This is a genomic window from Geodermatophilus sp. SYSU D01180 (assembly GCF_054050415.1).
This window is the reverse complement of record NZ_JBJGZH010000006.1, coordinates 24,469-43,346: the sequence shown is the minus strand read 5'-3', so window position 1 is coordinate 43,346 and position 18,878 is coordinate 24,469. Positions and strand designations below refer to the sequence as shown.

Here is an 18,878-nt window from a genome sequence, read left to right as displayed (position 1 = left end):
AGCGGACGGCCCGCTCCCGGGCGTGCCGGTCACAGCAGGGCGACGCTGGTCGGCCCCAGCAGTGCCTTGATGTCGCCCATCAGCGCCGTGCTCGGCCGCACCCGCAGCCCCTGGTCCAGCCGCAGCACCGTCTCGCGCCCGTTGTTGAGCAGCTTGAGGTGCACCTCGGTGGTGCCCGGGTGGCTGCCCAGCACCTCGCGCAGCCGCTCGACCACCGGCGGGGTGCAGCGGGCCGCGGCCATCGACACGAGCACCGGGCCGCGGGGGCCCTCGGTGAGCTCGGGGATGGTCACCTCGGAGCCGAACAGCGAGGGCTGGTCGTCGCGGCGGCTGATCCGGCCCTTGACCACGACGATCTGGTCGCGGACGACCTTCTCCGAGACCTCCGCCCACGTCTTCGGGAAGAACAGGACCTCGATGCCGGACTCGAGGTCCTCCAGCGTCGCGATCGCCCACGGCGCGCCCTGCTTGTTGGTGCGGGGCTGCACCGAGGTGAGGATGCCGGCGATCGTGACGTTGGCGCCGTCCTCGACCCCACCGGCGTTGATCTCCGCGATCGGGGTGTCCGCGTTGGCGGCGAGCACGTGCTCGACGCCGTGCAGCGGGTGGTCGGAGACGTAGAGGCCGAGCATGTCGCGCTCGAAGACCAGCCGCTCGGACTTCGACCAGTCCGCCGTCGGGACGGCGATGTCCAGCGCGCCGCCGAACGGGTCGTCGCCGTCCCCGTCGCCGCCGAAGCTGCCGAACAGGTCGAACTGGCCCTCGGCCTCCTTGCGCTTGAGCGACATGGCGGCGTCGACGGCCTGGGCGTGGACGGCGGCGATGCCCTGCCGCGAGTGGCCGAGGGAGTCGAAGGCGCCGGCCTTGGCGAGGGACTCGATCACCTTCTTGTTGCAGGCGACGGTGTCGATCTTGCGCATGAAGTCGGCGAAGTCCTTGAACGCGCCCTTCTCCTCGCGCGCCCGGACGATCGAGTCGACGACGTTGGTGCCGACGTTGCGCACCGACGCCAGGCCGAAGCGGATGTCGGTGCCGACCGCGGTGAAGTCCCAGGAGGACTCGTTGACGTCCGGCGGGAGCACCTTGATGCCCATCCGGCGGCACTCGGCCAGGTAGACCGGCCGGCGGTCCTTGTCGTCGCCGACGCTGGTGAGCAGCCCGGCCATGTACTCGGCCGGGTAGTTGGCCTTGAGGTAGGCCGTCCAGTAGGAGACCAGGCCGTAGGCCGCTGAGTGCGCCTTGTTGAACGCGTAGTCGGCGAACGGGACGAGGATGTCCCACAGCGTCTTGATCGCGGCGTCGGAGTAGCCGCGCTCCTTCATGCCGGCCTCGAAGCCGACGAACTCGGCGTCGAGGACGGACTTCTTCTTCTTGCCCATCGCGCGGCGCAGCAGGTCGGCCTTGCCGAGCGAGTACCCGGCGACCTTCTGCGCGATCGCCATGACCTGCTCCTGGTACACGATCAGGCCGTACGTGCCGCCCAGGATGTCCTCGAGCGGCTCGGCCAGCTCGGGGTGGATCGGCGTGATCTCCTGCTGGCCGTTCTTGCGCAGCGCGTAGTTGGTGTGCGAGTTCGCACCCATCGGGCCCGGCCGGTAGAGCGCGCCGACCGCGGAGATGTCCTCGAAGTTGTCCGGCCGCATGAGCCGCAGCAGCGAGCGCATCGGCCCGCCGTCGAACTGGAAGACGCCGAGGGTGTCACCGCGGGCCAGCAGCTCGTAGGTGGCCTTGTCGGTGAGGTCCTTGCTGATCTCGTCGAGGTCGATCGGCTCCTTGCCGTTCGCGACGATGTTGCGCAGCGCGTCGTCGATGACCGTGAGGTTGCGCAGGCCCAGGAAGTCCATCTTCAGCAGACCGAGCGTCTCGCAGGTCGGATAGTCGAACTGCGTGATGATCGCGCCGTCGTTCTCACGGCGCATGATCGGGATCGAGTCGATCAGCGGGTAGCGGCCGATGATGACGCCGGCCGCGTGCACGCCCCACTGCCGCTTCAGGCCCTCGAGCTTGCGCGCCTGGTCGACCACCTCGGCCGCGCCCGGGTCGGACTCGTAGCGGGCGCGGAACTCCGCGGCCTCCTTGTAGCGCGGGTGGGCCGGGTCGAACACGCCCGACAGCGGGATGCCCTTGCCCATCACGTCCGGGGGCATGAGCTTGGTCAGCTCGTCGCCCACCGAGTAGGGGCGGTCGAGCACCCGGGCGGCGTCCTTGATCGCGGCCTTGGCCTTGATGGTGCCGTAGGTGACGATCTGGCTGACCCGCTCCTCGCCGTACTTCCGCGAGACGTACTGGATCACCTCACCGCGGCGGCGGTCGTCGAAGTCGATGTCGACGTCGGGCATCGAGACCCGCTCGGGGTTGAGGAACCGCTCGAAGATCAGCCCGTGCTGCAGCGGGTCGAGGTCGGTGATGCCCATCGCGTAGGCGGCCAGCGAGCCCGCGGCCGAGCCGCGGCCGGGACCGACGCGGATGCCGTTGTCCTTGGCCCAGTTGATGAAGTCGGCGACCACGAGGAAGTACCCCGGGAAGCCCATCTGCGTGATGATCCCGACCTCGTAGTCCGCCTGCTTGCGCACGTGGTCGGGGATGCCGTTCGGGTACCGCTTGTGCAGTCCCCGCTCGACCTCCTTGACGAACCAGGAGGTCTCGTCCTCCCCCGGCGGCAGGGGGAACCGCGGCATGAGGTCGGCGCCCTCGGTGAAGGACACCTCGCACTGCTCCGCGATCACCAGGGTGTTGTCGCACGCCGAGGCCAGGTCACCGGGGAACAGCGCGCGCATCTCGGCGGCGCTCTTCAGGTAGTAGCCGTCGCCGTTGAACTTGAAGCGGTTGGTCTCGTTCAGCCGCGACCCGGTCTGGATGCACAGCAGGGCGTCGTGGGCCTCGGCGTCCTCCTTGTGCGTGTAGTGGAGGTCGTTGGTGGCCAGCAGCGGGATGCCCAGGTCCTCGGCGATCTCCAGCAGCTGCGGGCGGGTCTTCTGCTCGATGGACAGCCCGTGGTCCATGAGCTCGGCGTAGAAGTTCTCCCTGCCGAAGATGTCCTGGAAGTCGGCGGCCGCCTGCCGGGCCCGGTCGAGCTTGCCCGCGCGCAGCCACATGTTGACCTCGCCCGACGGGCAGCCCGTCGTCGCGATGAGGCCCTTGCCGTAGCGCTCGAGCAGGTCGCGGTCGAAGCGCGGCTTGCGGTACTGGCCCTCGAGGCTGGCCAGCGAGGAGATGCGGAAGAGGTTGTGCATCCCCTCGGTGGTGCGCGCCAGCAGGGTCATGTGCGTGTAGGCGGCCTTGCCGCGGGAGGACCCGCCCTCGCCGTCCTCGTCGATGAGGTTGTCGCCGAAGTCGAACGGTGCGCGGTCGAACCGCGAGCCGGGCGTGTAGTAGCCCTCCATGCCGATGATCGGCTTCACGCCGGCGGCCTTGGCCTGCTTGTAGAAGTCGTAGGCGCCGAAGACGTTGCCGTGGTCGGTCATCGCCAGCGCCGGCATGCCCTGCTCGGCCGCGGCCTTCGTCACCTCGGGCAGCTTGGCCGCCCCGTCGAGCATCGAGTACTCGGTGTGGACGTGCAGGTGCGCGAACGAGTCGGTCGACGGGCTGCTCACGGCGGTGCGGTGCTCCTCACGGGTCGTGCTGGCCCGGCCGTCGGGTGCTCCGGCGGGCGACCGGCGGGGAAGACCGGGCGGTGCGGTGCGGGCTCGGGACTGGTCCGGCCGGGCACCGACGCAGGCCGGGCCGGTCCCCCGATCCTCGCACCGGGGACGTTCTACGCCGAGGGTCTGACAGGACGTGTCTCGGCGCGGCGGGACGACCCCGTCACAGTCGGCGGCGCATGGTGACGTGCCGGATGCCTGCCTCCTCGTACTCCTCCCCCACGGCGGTGTAGCCGGCCCGCTCGTAGAAGCTGCGGGCGGTGACCTGCGCGTGCAGCTCCACCTCGGTCAGGCCGCGCAGCGCCGCCTGCCGGTGCAGCTCGGCCAGCACCGCCGCGCCGTGCCCGGCGCCGCGGGCGGCGGCGTCGACGGCCATGCGGCCGATCACGCCCCGCCCGTCGCGCTCGAGCAGCCGCCCGGTGGCCACCACCCGGCCGCTGCCGTCGCGGCCGACCGCGTGGACGGCGGTGGCGTCGGCGGCGTCCTGCTCGATCTCCGGCGGTACGCCCTGCTCCTCGACGAAGACCCGGGTGCGCACCGCGACGACCTCCGGCCAGTCGGCGGCGGTCGCGACGGCGGCCGTCGCGGCGCTCACGCGGGCGCCCCGCCGGGCGCGTGGCGCGCGGGCAGCGCGTCGGGCAGCGCCGACGACGGCACGAGCAGGAACCGCAGGTCGACCGCGGCGTGCAGCAGCACCGGCAGCAGCAGCGACCCGGTCTCCAGGTACAGCGCCGCGAACACCCCGCCGAGCACGCCGGTGAGCACGACCCCGCCCACCCCCTGGTAGGCGTGGGCCAGCCCGAAGGCCGCGGCCGCGACGGCGACCAGCACCCCCTGCGGCAGCCCGCCGCCCACCGCGGCGACCACCGCGAGGAAGAACCCGCGGTACAGCCACTCCTCGCACACCCCCGCGGTCACGCCGACGACGCTGAACAGCCGCCGCTCGGACCGGCTGCGCGGCAGCAGGGCCAGGGTGGCGTGCACCGGCGGCTCGGCGTGCCGGCCCTGGGTGGGCGGGGAGGCACCCGGCGGCTGCGCACCCGCGCGGCCCAGCGCCCCGCCGCGGATCGCCCGGACCGAGACCAGCGCCAGGACCAGCACCGCCAGCGCCGCGGCGCCGGTGACCGGCCCCGGCCAGCCGGTGGGCCAGGCCAGCCCGACCGCGGCGGCGTCGACGTCCGGCGCGGCCAGCCAGATGACCAGGGCGAGGGTCGCCAGGCCCCATTCGAGGACCAGCAGCCGCCGGTAGAAGGAGCGCCGGGCAGCCGGGTCGGTGCGCAGCCGGCCCTCGAAGCGGCGGTGCAGCACGTGCCCGACCAGCGGCTCGCCGACGACGAGGTAGACCCCGACGACCACGGCCGACAGCGCGGCGGGGCCCCAGTCGGCGAGGGTGGCGGGGAGGCCGGTCACGGGAGGGTCAGGACTCGGCGCGTAGGACGGCCAGCGCCCCCGCGAGGTCGTCCGGGTAGTCGCTGGTGAACTCCACCCAGTGCCCGTCGGCGGGGTGCGCGAAGCCCAGCCGCACCGCGTGCAGCCACTGCCGGGCCACCCCGAGCCGGGCGGCCAGCGTGGGGTCGGCGCCGTAGGTGGTGTCGCCGACGCAGGGGTGGCGCAGCGCGGAGAAGTGCACCCGGATCTGGTGGGTGCGGCCGGTCTCGAGGTGGATGTCGACCAGGCTGGCGGCCGGGAAGGCCTCGATCACCTCGTAGTGGGTGACCGACGGGCGCCCGCCGGAGACGACGGCGAACTTCCAGTCGTGCCGCGGGTGCCGGTCGATGGGCGCGTCGATGGTGCCGCGCGACGGGTCGGGGTGGCCCTGCACCAGCGCGTGGTAGCCCTTGTCGACGGTCCGCTCCTTGAACGCCGCCTTGAGCAGCGTGTAGGCGCGCTCGCTCTTGGCGACCACCATCAGCCCCGTCGTCGCGGCGTCCAGGCGGTGCACCACACCCTGCCGCTCCGGCGCGCCGGAGGTGGAGATGCGGTAGCCGGCCGCGGCCAGCCCGCCGACGACGGTCGGGCCCTCCCAGCCGGGGCTCGGGTGCGCCGCGACGCCGACCGGCTTGTCCACGACCACCACGTCGTCGTCGTCGTGGACGACGGTCAGGCCGGGCACCGGCTCGGGCGGGGGCGCCTCGCCCGGCGGCGGGGGCAGCTCGACCTCCAGCCAGCTGCCGCCGGAGAGCCGGTCGCCCTTGCCGCGCACGCGGCCGTCGACCCACACCTTGTCGGCGTCGGCGAGGTCGGCGGCGACCGCGCGGGACAGCCCGAACAGCCGCGCGAGCGCCTGGTCCACCCGCTGGCCCTCCAGGCCGTCGGGCACCGGGAGGGCGCGGTGCTGGCCGGGAGCGCTCACCGGTCCATCGTGACAGGTCAGCCGCGGGACACCGCGCCGTCGCCGCGGTCGCGGGTCCGGGTGCCGTCGAACTCGACGCCGCGCAGCGCGAGGTAGGCCCCGAGCAGCCCGCCGCAGACGATCGCGGAGTCGGCCCCGTTGAAGATCGGGTAGACCTCCCCGTTCGGCGCGAACACGGACAGGAAGTCGACGACGCCGCCGCGCAGGAAGCCCGGCTCGCGGAACACGCGGTCGACCAGGTTGCCCAGGGCGCCGCCGAGGACCAGGCCCAGCGCCACCGCCCAGCCGGTCGAGTACAGCCGCCGCGCCGTCCGGACGATGACCACCGCGACGGCGACCGCGATCAGCGTGAAGACCACGGTGAACCCCTCGGCGAAGGAGAAGGCGGCGCCGGTGTTGCGTGCGTGCGTGAGGTACAGCGCCCCGCCGAGCAGCCGGAGGTTCTCGCCGCGGTCGATCGTCGCGACGACGAGCAGCTTGCTGCCGAGGTCGGCCAGGAAGACCAGCGCGGCGAGCAGGAGCAGCAGCCGCGTGCGCGGCCGCCGGGCCGGTGCCGGGGCGGCGTCGTGCGCGGCGCCGTCGTCCGGAGCGCCGTCGTCCAGGGCGGCGTCGTCCGGAGCGGCCGCGGCGGGGGCCTCCGCGGGGTCCTCGGGTCGCTCGCTCAGCGGGGGGCTCCTCGTGCTCGCGGCGGTCGGCGGGTGGCCGCGGGAGGCGGCCGACGAGCCGACGATAGCCTCGGCGGCTGTGCCTCCCGGCCTGCCGCGCGGCCGCACCGCCGCCACGATGGTGAGGCACCTCACCGCCGGGTAGACGAATCTCACACCCCGTCGAGGGCGTCCCAGCGCGCCGTTCGGCCGATCGTCGGAGATGGCGCACGTCCACCCGGCAGGAAGGCAGTCGTGTCCACCGACCTCGGTTCAGCCACCGACCCCGATGTGGTGCTCGTCGGCGGGGGCATCATGAGCGCGACCCTCGCGTCGCTGCTCGGTGTCATCGCGCCGGAGTGGAGCATCACCGTCTTCGAGTCCGCGGACGCGGTGGCGGGCGAGAGCTCGGACGCGTGGAACAACGCCGGCACCGGGCACGCGGCGCTGTGCGAGCTGAACTACACGCCCGCGGGGCCGGACGGCCGGGTCGACACCGCCAAGGCCCGCCTCATCAACGAGCAGTTCCAGGTGTCGCGCCAGTTCTGGTCGCACCTGGTGCGCAGCGGCCTCACCGGCTCGCCCAAGGACTTCATCTCCCCCGTCCCGCACGTCAGCTTCGTGACCGGGGAGGGCGGGCGCACCTACATGCGCAACCGCCACGCGGCGCTGTCGGCCGAGCCGCTGTTCGCCGGGCTCGAGTACACCGACGACCCGGCCGAGCTGGCGCAGTGGGTGCCGCTGGTCATGGACGGCCGCGACCCCGCGCAGGTGGTCGCCGCGACCCGCTCGGTCGCCGGCACCGACGTCAACTTCGGCGCGCTGACCCGGCTGCTGCTGGAGCAGGGCGAGGCCCGCGGCGTGCAGGTGCACACCGGCCAGCGCGTCACCGGGCTGGAGAAGCGCGACGACGGCCGCTGGACGGTCACCGTCACCGACCGGCGGACCGACGAGGAGCGCACGGTGCGCGCCCGGTTCGTCTTCGTCGGCGCGGGCGGCGGCGCGCTGCCGCTGCTGCAGAAGGCCGCGGTCCCCGAGATCCGCGGGTTCGGCGGCTTCCCGGTCAGCGGCATGTTCCTGCGCACCCGCTCCCCCGAGCTGGTCAGCCGGCACCAGGCCAAGGTCTACGGGCAGGCCGCGGTGGGGGCGCCCCCGATGTCGGTGCCGCACCTGGACCTGCGCCTGGTCGACGGCGAGTTCTCGCTGCTGTTCGGCCCCTACGCCGGCTGGTCGCCGAAGTTCCTCAAGGGCGGCTCGGTGTTCGACCTGCCGCTGTCGGTGAAGCCGAACAACCTCGGCTCGATGCTGGGCGTGGCCCGCACCGAGATGGCGCTGACGAGGTACCTGGTCACCGAGCTGCTGCAGTCGCGCACGGCGCGGCACCGCACGCTCACGGAGTTCGTGCCCCTGGCCGAGCAGGCCGACTGGGACATGATCACCGCCGGCCAGCGGGTGCAGGTCATCAAGCGGGACCCGAAGAGCGGCAAGGGCGTGCTGCAGTTCGGCACCGAGCTCGTCGTCGGCGGCGACGGCTCGATCGCGGGCCTGCTGGGCGCCTCCCCCGGCGCCTCGACGGCGGTGTCGGCGATGCTCTCGCTCGTCGAGCGGGCGTTCCCCGACCGGGTGGCCGCGCGCCGCGCCGCGCTCGAGGAGGCGATCCCCTCCTACGGCCGCGACCTGTCCTCCGACCCGGCCCTGCTGCAGGCCGTCCGCGCGGAGACGATGCAGACCCTCGAGCTCAACGGCTGAGGGCCCCCACCGAGCACACGCCGGACGCCCCCTCAGGTCCGCCGAGGGGGCGTCTGGCGTGTGCTCGGCCGTCTAGTCGGACTCGGTCGCCGCGCCCTGCTCGCCGCGCCAGGTGGCCAGCCGGCCGGCGCGGCTGACCGCCCGCAGCCGCCGCTCGGCCTCCGGGCGGGACCGGCGGGCCGACACCAGCAGCGCCTGGTCCCCGCGCATGAGCCGGGTGGTCTCGTCGGGCACGAACGACCGCCCGTCGCGGACGATGAGCACCACCGCGGCGTCCTCGGGCAGCCGCAGCTCGGGCAGGTAGACGCCGTGCAGCCGGGAGCCGTCGGGCACCCGCATCTGCATGAGCTCGGCGTCGAGCTCCTCCAGCGGCGCGGACTCCACCTCGATCTCGCGCGGGGTCAGCGGCGCGGCGATGCCCAGCCGGCGGGCCATCCACGGCAGCGACGAGCCCTGCACGAGGGTGAAGACGACGACCAGCACGAAGACCGTATCGAAGACGAACGCCGCGCCGGGCACGTCCGCGGTGAGCGGGAAGGTGGCCAGCACGATCGGCACCGCGCCGCGCAGCCCCGCCCAGGACACGAACGCCTGCTGCGCCGCCGGCATGCGGAACCAGACGAGGCTCGCCAGCACCGACAGCGGCCGGGCCACCAGCAGCAGCGCCCCGCCGACCAGCAGCGCCGGGCCGATCGCGTCGGGCAGCCGGGCGGGCGAGACCAGCAGCCCGAGCAGGACGAACAGCCCGATCTGCGCGAGGGAGGCCATCCCCTCGGCGAACCCGATGGTGGCCGAGCGGTGCGGCAGCGCCACGTTGCCGAGCACCAGCCCGCACAGGTAGACGGCGACGAAGCCCGACGTGTGCGCCAGCGACGCCGACGCGAAGGCGAGCACGCACAGCGCCAGCGTGGCCAGGGGGTAGAAGCCCGACAGCGGCAGCGCCGCGCGGCGCAGCAGCCAGGCGCCCCCGGCCCCGATCAGCAGCCCGACGACGGCGCCGCCGGCGAGCTCGGCGAGCACCACCACCACGGTCACCCACCAGGACTCCGTCTCCTCCCCGGTGAGCGCGTCGGACAGCACAGCGACGAGGAGGATGACCGGCGCGTCGTTGAGCCCGGACTCGACCTCCAGCGCGGCGACCATCCGGCGCGGCAGGGGCAGCCGGCGCAGGGTCGCGAACACCGCGGCGGCGTCGGTGGAGCTCACGACGGCGCCCAGCAGCAGCGCGAACGGCCAGGCCAGGTCCAGCAGCCAGACGCCGATCGCCGCCGTCGTCGCCACGCTGACCACGACGCCGACCGTCGACAGCGCCAGCCCCGGCCCGACCGCGCGGCGGACGTCGCCCCAGCGGGTGGTCAGGCCGCCCTCGGCGAGGATGACGACGAGCGCGGCGACGCCGAGGGTCTGGGTGAGCGCGACGTCCTCGAACTCGATGCCCAGCCCGCTCTCCCCCAGCGCCACCCCGAGCGCGAGGTAGAGCAGCAGGCTCGGCAGGCCCAGCCGGTCGGCCAGGCGCAGGGCGACCGCCGCCACGAGCACCACCAGCGCCCCGACGGCGAGGGCGAGCGTGACCGTGGTGTTCACCGCCCGCTCCCCATGGTGATCAGTCTCCCGTACTCCCGCGCCCCGGCCCGTCGCGCCTGGACGCGGACGGGCTCGACGGCTCGGGGACCGGGGGAGGGCAGGGTGGGAGGATCGACCCGTGAGCTCTCCGTTCCGTGCGCTGCCGCCCCAGGTCGACCTGCCCGCGCTCGAGCAGGACGTGCTGCGCCGCTGGGAGGACGCCGACGTCTTCGCCCGGTCGCTGGAGGCCTCGCAGGGCCGGCCGCAGTGGGTCTTCTACGAGGGGCCGCCCACCGCCAACGGCCGCCCGGGCACCCACCACATCGAGGCCCGCGCGTTCAAGGACGTCTTCCCGCGCTTCAAGACGATGCAGGGCTGGCACGTGCCCCGCCGCGCCGGCTGGGACTGCCACGGCCTGCCGGTCGAGATCGCCGTCGAGCAGGAGCTCGGCTTCGCCGGCAAGCCCGACATCGAGCGCTACGGCATCGCCGAGTTCAACGCCCGCTGCCGGGAGTCGGTCGAGCGGCACGTCGGCGACTTCTCCCAGCTCACCCGCCGCATGGGCTACTGGGTCGACATGTCCACCGCCTACTGGACGATGGACCCCGCCTACATCGAGAGCGTCTGGTGGTCGCTCAAGCAGGTCTTCGACAAGGGCCTGCTGGTCGAGGACCACCGCGTGGCCCCCTACTGCCCGCGCTGCGGCACCGGCCTGTCCGACCACGAGGTCGCGCAGGGCTACGAGTCGATCACCGACCCCTCGGTGTACGTGCGGCTGCCGGTCACCGACGGCGAGTGGGCCGGGAAGGCCGACCTGCTGGTCTGGACGACGACGCCGTGGACGCTGCCGAGCAACACCGCCGTCGCGGTCCACCCGGACGTGACCTACGTCGTGGCCCGCCGCGGCGAGGACACCCTCGTGGTCGCCAAGCCGCTGCTGGGCGCGGTGTTCGGCGACACCGACGACGTCGAGGTGCTGGCCCGCACCACCGGCCGCGACTGGGAGCGCACCCACTACCGGCGCCCGTTCGACCTGGTCGAGTTCCCCGAGGGGGAGGACGCGCACTACGTCGTCCTGGCCGACTACGTCACCACCGACGACGGCACCGGCCTGGTCCACCAGTCCCCCGCGTTCGGCGCCGACGACCTCGCCGTCTGCCGCGCCTACGGCCTGCCCGTGGTCAACCCGATCGACGCCTCCGGCCACTTCCTGCCCGAGGTGCCGCTGGTCGGCGGACACTTCTTCAAGGCCGCCGACGACGCCCTCGTCGTCGACCTGCAGTCGCGCGGCGTGCTGTGGCGCGAGCAGCGCTACGAGCACAGCTACCCGCACTGCTGGCGCTGCCACACGCCGCTCATGTACTACGCGCAGCCGTCCTGGTACATCCGCACCAGCGCGGTCAAGGACCAGCTGCTCGCCGAGAACGAGAAGACCCACTGGCACCCGGAGACCATCCAGTGGGGCCGCTACGGCGACTGGCTGAACAACAACGTCGACTGGGCGCTGTCCCGCGACCGGTACTGGGGCACCCCGCTGCCGATCTGGCGCAACGACGCCGACCCGTCGCGCACGGTCGTCGTCGGGTCGCTGGCGGAGCTGTCGGAGCTGGCCGGCCGCGACCTGTCCGACCTGGACCCGCACCGCCCCTACATCGACGAGGTGACCTTCACCCGCCCCGGCGAGGAGGGCACCTACCGGCGGGTCCCGCAGGTCATCGACGCCTGGTACGACTCCGGCTCGATGCCCTTCGCGCAGTGGGGCGCGCCGCACCGGAACCGGGAGCAGTTCGAGGCGGCCTACCCGGCGCAGTTCATCTGCGAGGCGATCGACCAGACCCGCGGCTGGTTCTACTCGCTGATGGCCGTCGGCACGCTGGTGTTCGGGAAGAACTCCTACGAGAACGTGCTGTGCCTGGGCCACATCCTCGCCGAGGACGGCCGCAAGATGAGCAAGCACCTGGGCAACATCCTCGAGCCGATCCCGCTCATGGACCGGCACGGCGCCGACGCCGTCCGCTGGTTCATGCTGGCCGGCGGCTCGCCGTGGTCGGCGCGGCGGGTCGGGCACGAGACGCTGTCCGAGGTGGTCCGCAAGGTCCTGCTGACCTACTGGAACACCGCCAGCTTCCTCACCCTGTACGCCGAGACCAACGGCTGGGACCCGGCGGCCTCCCCCGCCCCGCCGCGGGCGCAGCGGCCGCTGCTGGACCGCTGGGCGCTCGCGCAGCTGGCCGCGGTCACCGAGGGCGTGACCGACGCGCTGGAGGCCTTCGACACCCAGGGCGCCGGGCGGCTGCTCGCGCAGTTCGTCGACGACCTGTCCAACTGGTACGTCCGCCGCTCGCGGCGCCGGTTCTGGGACGGCGACCCCTCGGCGCTGGGCACGCTGCACGAGGTGCTCGACGGGCTGACCCGGCTCATGGCGCCGTTCACGCCGTTCGTCACCGAGGAGGTGTGGTCCCGGGTCGTGCGGCCGGGCCTGGTCACGGGCGATGGCGCTGACGCGCCCGACTCGGTGCACCTGGCGTCCTGGCCGGCCGTCGACGAGGACGCCCGCGACCCGCAGCTGGTGGCGCAGGTGGACCTGGTGCGCCGGCTGGTGGAGCTGGGCCGGGCGGCGCGGACCTCGGCGAAGGTGCGCACCCGCCAGCCGCTGGCGCGTGCGCTGGTCGCCGCACCGGGCTGGTCCGCGATGGGCCGCGACCTGGTGGCCGAGGTCGCCGACGAGCTCAACGTCGCCGCGCTCGACGAGCTGGCGGCGGTGGGCGGCGACCTGGTGGACGTCAGCGTCAAGGTCGACTTCCGCGCCGTCGGGCGACGGCTGGGCAAGCAGGTGCAGGCGGTGGCGAAGGCCGTGGCCGCGGCCGACCCGGCCGCCCTGGTCGCGGCCTACCGGGCAGGTACGGCGTCGGTCGACGTCGACGGCGAGGGCGTGGCCCTGCAGGAGGGCGACCTGGTCGTGACCGAGACCCCGCGCGAGGGCTGGACGGTGGCCAGCGCCGCCGGGCTGACCGTGGCGCTGGACCTCGCGCTCACTCCCGAGCTGGAGCGGGCCGGGCTGGTCCGCGAGGCGGTGCGGCTGGTGCAGGAGGCCCGCAAGAACACGGGCCTGGCGGTCAGCGACCGGATCGAGCTGTGGTGGACCGCGGACGGCGCGATGGCCGAGGCGCTCACCGGCTCCGGCGAGCAGCTGGCCGGCGAGGTGCTGGCGACCGCCGTCCACGCGGGCACCGCGGGCGAGGGCGCCGGCGTCGAGGGGCCGAACGGCTCCCGCTTCTGGCTCGCCCGGGCGTGATGCAGCCGCCCGCCGCGGTCAGCCGCGGCGGGCGGCCCTGCGGGCGCGCTCGACGGCGGCCAGGTGCGCGTCCGGCCCGCAGACCGCGCACGGGGTGAACCCGTCGGTGCGCGCCTCGTTCACCGGCAGCGGGATCGTCTCCCGGCCGGCCAGCCAGGGGCAGTCGGCCAGGTGGTAGCGGGGGTGCTCGTCGACGACGAGCACCTCGTCGGTCAGGTCCACGACCGTGAGCAGGTCGGTGACCTCGACGTCCTCCTCCGGGGTGTCGCCGCCGTTGAGGGACGTCCCCGCGCCCGCGCTGCGGGCCGGCTGTGCGGGGGCCTGGGCCGGCGCCTCGGAGACAGCGGGCTCGGCGGGTGGCCCGTCCGGCGTCTCGGGGGCCTCGTGCCGTCCGGCGTGGGCCCCGGCCTCCTGGGCGCGCCCCGGCGCGGCGGGTGCCTCCCCGGTCCCCGGCGCCTCCGCCGGCCGGTCCGCCGTCTTCCCGAGGGAGCGGGCCGGCTCCGAGCGGGCGGGCTCCCTGCGGGCCGGGGCGTCGGCGCGGTCCGGCGTGCGGCCGGCGGCCGGTACGCGGGTGCCGGCGGGGGCGCGCAGCCGGGCGACCACCAGCAGGACCGCGGCGAGGGCGCAGGCGCCCACGCAGGCCCAGTACCAGGCGGTGACGGCGGTCAGCACGCCGGCGACGAACAGCCCGAGGCCCGCGAGGACCAGCAGCGCCGCGGCGACGATCACCGGCGGCTCCCCGGCGCCGGGCACCGGTCAGTCCCCGGCATGGCCGATCCGTCGTCCGGTCAGGGCGGAGAAGACGTGCGCCTCGCCCGGGCGGATGGTCACGTGCACGACCTCGCCCTTCGCCGGGGGCCGGCGCGCGTCGGCCCGCAGCACCAGGGGCCGCTCGGTCGCCTCCGCGCCCCCGATCCCACTCCCGGCCTGGAGCCGTCCGTAGGCGAAGGCGTCCGAGCCGAGCTCTTCCACCACCTGGACCTCGACCGGGAACCCCTCCCCGGCCCCGACGAACTGGACGGCCTCGGGCCGGAAGCCGAGCGTGGCGGTCCCGGTGCCGTCCTGCGCGAGGACGTCGAGCACCGAGCGGGAGAGCGGCACCGGGTGGCCGCCGAGGACGGCGCCGCCCTCGCGCAGCGGCACGGGAACGAGGTTCATGGCCGGGGAGCCGATGAAGCCGGCGACGAACTCGTTGACCGGCCGGTCGTAGAGGGCCCGTGGGGTGTCCACCTGCTGGAGGACACCCTCCTTGAGGACCGCGACCCGGTCGCCCATGGTCATGGCCTCGACCTGGTCGTGGGTGACGTAGACCGTCGTCGTCCCGAGCCTGCGCTGCAGGGCGGCGATCTCGGTGCGGGTCTGCACGCGGAGCTTGGCGTCGAGGTTGGACAGCGGCTCGTCCATGAGGAAGACCTGCGGGTTGCGGACGATCGCCCGGCCCATGGCCACCCGCTGCCGCTGCCCGCCCGAGAGCGCCTTGGGCTTGCGGTCGAGGTACTGCTCCAGGTCGAGCAGCCGGGCTGCCTCGCGGACCCGGGCCAGCCGGTCCTCCTTGGACATGCCGGCGATCTTGAGCGCGAAGGCCATGTTGTCGGCCACCGTCATGTGCGGGTACAGCGCGTAGTTCTGGAAGACCATCGCGATGTCCCGCTCCTTGGGCGGGAGGTGCGTGACGTCCCGTTCGCCGATGCGGATCGACCCGTCGGTGACGTTCTCGAGGCCGGCCAGCATCCGCAGGGACGTGGACTTGCCGCAGCCCGACGGGCCGACCAGGACGAGGAACTCGCCGTCGGCGATGGACAGGTCGAGCGCGTCGACCGACGGGCGGGTCGCCCCCGGGTACACGAGCGTGGCCCGGTCGTAGGTGATGGCGGCCATGGCGTTCGTTCAGCATCCCTTCTGCGCCGGTGCAGAGCGCGCCCACTGTGACACGCAGCGTTCCCGGGGACCAGCGCCCCGCCCGGGCGGCACTCGTCCGGGACGCCGACCGTGACCGGCTCGTGACCTGCGCGGACGTGAGCGCGGTCTCCTCCCTCGGACAGGGCAGGCGTTGCATAACGGTTTCGGCAACGTGACCGGACGGCGTCGTCCGCGACGTTATGGTCCCCCGGCGTACCAGACGGGCCGGCAGCTGACCGGCCCGTTCGCACGTGACCACACGCCGCGGTCGACGACCGCGGGGACCCCGAAGGGACGTACATGACGATGCGCGCGACAGGCCGGCGCAAGGGTGCGCTGGCCGGCGGCCTGGGCGTGGCACTGGTGCTCGCCGGCTGCGGCGCCAGCGAGACCAGCGGGGGCGGCGGCGGGACCGCGGCGGCCTCCGACCTGACGATCGACTGCGCTCCGTACGAGGAGTTCGGCGACCTCGAGGGCGAGACGGTGAGCGTCTACACCTCGATCGTCGATCCGGAGGACCAGCCCCACATCGACTCCTACGTGCCGTTCGAGGAGTGCACGGGCATCGACGTGGAGTACGAGGGCTCGCGCGAGTTCGAGGCCCAGCTCGTCGTCCGCGTCCAGAGCGGCAACGCCCCCGACATCGCCTTCATCCCGCAGCCGGGGCTGCTGGCGACGCTGGCCGGAACCGGCGCCGTCGTCCCGGCTCCCCAGCAGGTCGAGGCGAACGTCGACGAGTACTGGGACGAGAGCTGGAAGGCCTACGGCACCGTCGACGGCACCTTCTACGCGGCTCCGCTGGGCGCCAACGCCAAGTCCTTCGTCTGGTACTCGCCGTCGGCGTTCGAGGACGCCGGCTACGAGGTCCCGACCACCTGGGACGAGATGGTCGCGCTGTCCGACGAGATCGCCGCCTCCGGCGCCAAGCCGTGGTGCGCCGGCATCGGCTCCGGCGACGCCACCGGCTGGCCGGCCACCGACTGGCTGGAGGACGTCGTCCTGCGCACCGCGGGTCCCGACGTCTACGACCAGTGGGTCGCCCACGAGATCCCGTTCGACGACCCGCAGATCGTCGAGGCGCTGGACACCGTCGGCGGGATCCTGAAGAACCCCGAGTACGTCAACGGCGGCCTCGGCGAGGTGCAGTCCATCGCGTCCACCGAGTTCGGTGACGCGGGCCTGCCGATCCTCGACGGCAGCTGCTGGATGCACCGCCAGGCGTCCTTCTACCAGGCCAACTGGCCCGAGGGCACCGAGGTCGCCGAGGACGGCGACGTCTTCGCCTTCCCGCTGCCGCCCATCGAGGGCGACGGTGCGGCCCCCGTGCTCGGCGGTGGCGAGTTCACCGCGGCGTTCAACGACGACCCGGCGACGCAGGCGTTCCAGACCTACCTGTCCTCGGCGGACTGGGCCAACGTCAAGGCCCAGGTCTCCGGCCCCGGCTGGGTCAGCGCCAACACCGGCCTCGACGTCGAGAACCTCGTCTCCCCGATCGACCAGCTGGCCGCCGAGCAGTTCCAGAACCCGGACGCCGTCTTCCGCTTCGACGGGTCGGACCTGATGCCCGGTGAGATCGGCGCCGGTGCGCTGTGGACCGAGCTGACCAACTGGATCGCGACCGACAAGGCGACCCAGCAGGTCCTCACCGACGTCGAGAACGCCTGGCCGACGGCCTGATCACCGAGGTCCCGGCAGCCGCCGGCTGACGGGACCGCCGTACCCATCCCTGGAGACCGGGGGGACCGCAGCCGTCGCCGCGGTCCCCCCGGCCTTCCGTTGCCGGAGAGAGGTCGTCAGCCGTGCAGTGGTTCCTCGACGCGAGCACCACGGGGCACAAGCTCGCCCTGATGGTGGTCGCCATCCTCCTGTTCGCCGCCGTGATGGCGGCGATCCTGTTCGCCGTCGACCGGCCCCGGCGGGTGCCGAACTGGGTCGTCGCGGCCGGCTTCGTCGGCCCGACGCTCCTGCTGCTCGTCGTGGGCCTGGTCTACCCCGCCCTCGACACCATCCGCGGGTCGTTCTACAGCCGGGACGGCTCGGAGTTCGTCGGCCTGGACAACTACGTCACGGTCTTCACCGAGGACAACTTCCAGACCGTCCTGCTCAACACCCTCCTGTGGGTGGTCCTCGTCCCGCTGGTGACCACCGGCCTCGGCCTGGTCTACGCCTACCTGGTCGACCGCACGCGGTTCGAGAGCCTGGCCAAGGCGCTGGTGTTCCTGCCGATGGCGATCTCGATGGTGGGCGCCGGGGTCATCTGGAAGTTCGTCTACGAGTACCGCCCCGACCAGCCCGGCGTGAACCAGATCGGCCTGCTCAACCAGCTGCTGGTCGTGCTCGGCATGGAGCCGCGGCAGTTCCTGCTCGACGCGCCGTCGAACACCTTCTACCTGATCGTCGTGATGATCTGGATCCAGGCCGGCTTCGCCATGACCGTGCTGTCGGCGGCCATCAAGGCCATCCCCGACGACATCGTCGAGGCCGCCCGCCTCGACGGCGTCGGCGGCTTCCAGATGTTCCGCTACGTCACCGTGCCGAGCATCCGGCCGGCCCTGGTCGTCGTCCTGACGACGGTCGCCATCGTCACGCTGAAGGTGTTCGACATCGTCCGGACCATGACCGGCGGCCAGTTCGGCACGAGCGTCGTGGCGAACGAGTTCTACACGCAGGCCTTCCGCCAGTTCAACGTCGGTCTCGGCGCGGCCCTCGCCGTCCTGCTGTTCGTGCTGGTCATCCCGATCATCGCCTACAACGTCCGACAGCTGCGTCTCGCCGAGGAGATCCGATGACCACGACCACCCCGGTCATGGCGCCCGTCCCCGCCGACGAGCGCCCGCTCACCCGGGCGGAGCGCCGTGCGGGCGCCGCCCGGACGAAACTCAGCTCCCCCGCGGCATCGGTCATCGCGCTGGTCATCGCGGTGCTGTGGACGGTGCCGACACTCGGCCTGCTCATCACCTCCTTCCGGCCGGAGCTCGACATCCGCCGCTCCGGCTGGTGGACGGTGTTCACCGACCCGTCGTTCACCGTCGACAACTACAACGAGGTCCTCTACGGCGGCGGGACGAACTTCGCCTCGCTGTTCGTCAACTCGCTGGTGATCACGCTGCCGGCGGTCGTCATCCCGATCTCGCTGGCGCTGCTGGCGGCCTACGCGTTCGCGTGGATCCCGTTCCGGGGACGCAACGTCCTGTTCGTCGCCGTGTTCGCCCTGCAGGTCGTGCCGATCCAGGTGACGCTGATCCCGCTGCTGAGCCTCTACGTGGACACCGGGCTGGCCGGCTCCTTCTGGACCATCTGGCTGTCGCACTCGATCTTCGCGCTGCCGCTGGCGGTCTTCCTGCTGCACAACTTCATGAAGGAGATCCCCGCGTCGCTGGTGGAGGCCGCCCGGATGGACGGCGCCGGCCACGTGAAAATCTTCTTCCAGGTGCTGCTGCCGCTGCTGACGCCGGCCATCGCGGCGTTCGCGGTCTTCCAGTTCCTGTGGGTGTGGAACGACCTGCTCGTCGCGCTGACCTTCGCCGGTGGCGCGCCCGACGTCGTGCCGCTCACCGTGCGGGTCGCCGAGCTCGCCGGCACACGCGGCTCGGACTGGTACCTGCTCGCAGCGGGGGCGTTCGTCTCCATCGTGCTGCCGCTGGCGGTCTTCCTGGGCCTCCAGCGCTACTTCGTGCGGGGCCTGCTGGCCGGGAGCGTCAAGGGCTGACGGAGGTCCCCGCGCCGGCAGCGGG

The 18,878-nt window shown here is 73.2% G+C and carries 13 protein-coding genes; 5 read left to right on the top strand and 8 right to left on the bottom strand.

The window, feature by feature from the left end; genetic code table 11:
• Positions 1-29: 29 nt before the first annotated feature.
• The 5 genes from dnaE to lspA form a co-directional block, all read right to left on the bottom strand.
• Positions 30-3,593 carry a DNA polymerase III subunit alpha gene (gene dnaE, locus ACI8AA_RS07630; RefSeq protein WP_457043891.1) on the bottom strand — a complete coding sequence of 1,188 codons (3,564 nt, stop codon included), beginning with the start codon at positions 3,591-3,593 and terminating at the stop codon, positions 30-32.
• A gap of 211 nt (positions 3,594-3,804) precedes the next feature.
• On the bottom strand, positions 3,805-4,236 hold the full coding sequence (locus tag ACI8AA_RS07625) for a GNAT family N-acetyltransferase (RefSeq protein ID WP_457043890.1): 432 nt from the start codon (positions 4,234-4,236) through the stop codon (positions 3,805-3,807).
• Positions 4,233-5,051 carry a CPBP family glutamic-type intramembrane protease gene (locus ACI8AA_RS07620; RefSeq protein ID WP_457043889.1) on the bottom strand — a complete coding sequence of 273 codons (819 nt, stop codon included), beginning with the start codon at positions 5,049-5,051 and terminating at the stop codon, positions 4,233-4,235. The genes ACI8AA_RS07625 and ACI8AA_RS07620 overlap by 4 nt, the downstream gene beginning before the upstream one ends.
• Positions 5,052-5,058: 7 nt before the next feature.
• Positions 5,059-5,994: an RluA family pseudouridine synthase gene (locus ACI8AA_RS07615; RefSeq protein WP_457043888.1), complete on the bottom strand. Its 936-nt coding sequence runs from the start codon at positions 5,992-5,994 to the stop codon at positions 5,059-5,061.
• Positions 5,995-6,011: 17 nt separating this feature from the next.
• Entirely contained in the window at positions 6,012-6,776 is a 765-nt protein-coding gene (gene lspA, locus ACI8AA_RS07610) for a signal peptidase II (protein WP_457043887.1), read from the bottom strand.
• Positions 6,777-6,893: 117 nt separating this feature from the next.
• Here lspA and mqo point away from each other — a divergent pair, with 117 nt between their 5' ends.
• The gene (gene mqo / locus ACI8AA_RS07605; RefSeq protein ID WP_457043886.1) at positions 6,894-8,387 is read left to right on the top strand and encodes a malate dehydrogenase (quinone); all 1,494 of its coding nucleotides are present in this window, start codon (positions 6,894-6,896) and stop codon (positions 8,385-8,387) included.
• Positions 8,388-8,459: 72 nt separating this feature from the next.
• Here the strand turns inward: mqo and ACI8AA_RS07600 are convergent, their stop codons facing one another.
• Positions 8,460-9,971 (bottom strand): potassium/proton antiporter, encoded by a 1,512-nt coding sequence (locus tag ACI8AA_RS07600; RefSeq protein WP_457043885.1) that lies wholly within the window; start codon positions 9,969-9,971, stop codon positions 8,460-8,462.
• Between the two features lie 118 nt (positions 9,972-10,089).
• Between ACI8AA_RS07600 and ileS the strand changes: the two genes are divergently transcribed.
• On the top strand, positions 10,090-13,245 hold the full coding sequence (ileS, locus tag ACI8AA_RS07595) for an isoleucine--tRNA ligase (RefSeq protein ID WP_457043884.1): 3,156 nt from the start codon (positions 10,090-10,092) through the stop codon (positions 13,243-13,245).
• An 18-nt stretch (positions 13,246-13,263) separates the two neighbouring features.
• Here the strand turns inward: ileS and ACI8AA_RS07590 are convergent, their stop codons facing one another.
• Together ACI8AA_RS07590 and ACI8AA_RS07585 are read right to left on the bottom strand one after the other, a co-directional pair.
• The gene (locus ACI8AA_RS07590; RefSeq protein WP_457043883.1) at positions 13,264-13,998 is read right to left on the bottom strand and encodes a hypothetical protein; all 735 of its coding nucleotides are present in this window, start codon (positions 13,996-13,998) and stop codon (positions 13,264-13,266) included.
• A gap of 3 nt (positions 13,999-14,001) precedes the next feature.
• Positions 14,002-15,123, bottom strand: coding sequence for an ABC transporter ATP-binding protein (locus ACI8AA_RS07585; protein ID WP_457043882.1), 1,122 nt, complete (start codon positions 15,121-15,123; stop codon positions 14,002-14,004).
• A gap of 327 nt (positions 15,124-15,450) precedes the next feature.
• Between ACI8AA_RS07585 and ACI8AA_RS07580 the strand changes: the two genes are divergently transcribed.
• The 3 genes from ACI8AA_RS07580 to ACI8AA_RS07570 all read left to right on the top strand — a co-directional run bounded on the left by ACI8AA_RS07580 (position 15,451) and on the right by ACI8AA_RS07570 (position 18,853).
• On the top strand, positions 15,451-16,821 hold the full coding sequence (locus ACI8AA_RS07580) for an ABC transporter substrate-binding protein (protein WP_457043881.1): 1,371 nt from the start codon (positions 15,451-15,453) through the stop codon (positions 16,819-16,821).
• A 122-nt stretch (positions 16,822-16,943) separates the two neighbouring features.
• On the top strand, positions 16,944-17,933 hold the full coding sequence (locus ACI8AA_RS07575; protein ID WP_457043880.1) for a carbohydrate ABC transporter permease: 990 nt from the start codon (positions 16,944-16,946) through the stop codon (positions 17,931-17,933).
• A complete protein-coding gene (locus ACI8AA_RS07570; RefSeq protein ID WP_457043879.1) occupies positions 17,930-18,853 on the top strand; it encodes a carbohydrate ABC transporter permease in 924 nt (307 codons plus the stop codon). Before ACI8AA_RS07575 ends, ACI8AA_RS07570 begins: the two co-directional genes overlap by 4 nt.
• Positions 18,854-18,878: the final 25 nt, after the last annotated feature.

Excerpts from the sequence above, each read along its gene's own strand:
- ACI8AA_RS07585 (WP_457043882.1), bottom strand. The coding sequence starts at position 15,123 with ATGGCCGCCATCACCTACGACCGGGCCACGCTCGTGTACCCGGGGGCG.
- ACI8AA_RS07580 (WP_457043881.1), top strand. The coding sequence starts at position 15,451 with ATGCGCGCGACAGGCCGGCGCAAGGGTGCGCTGGCCGGCGGCCTGGGC.
- ACI8AA_RS07570 (WP_457043879.1), top strand. The coding sequence starts at position 17,930 with ATGACCACGACCACCCCGGTCATGGCGCCCGTCCCCGCCGACGAGCGC.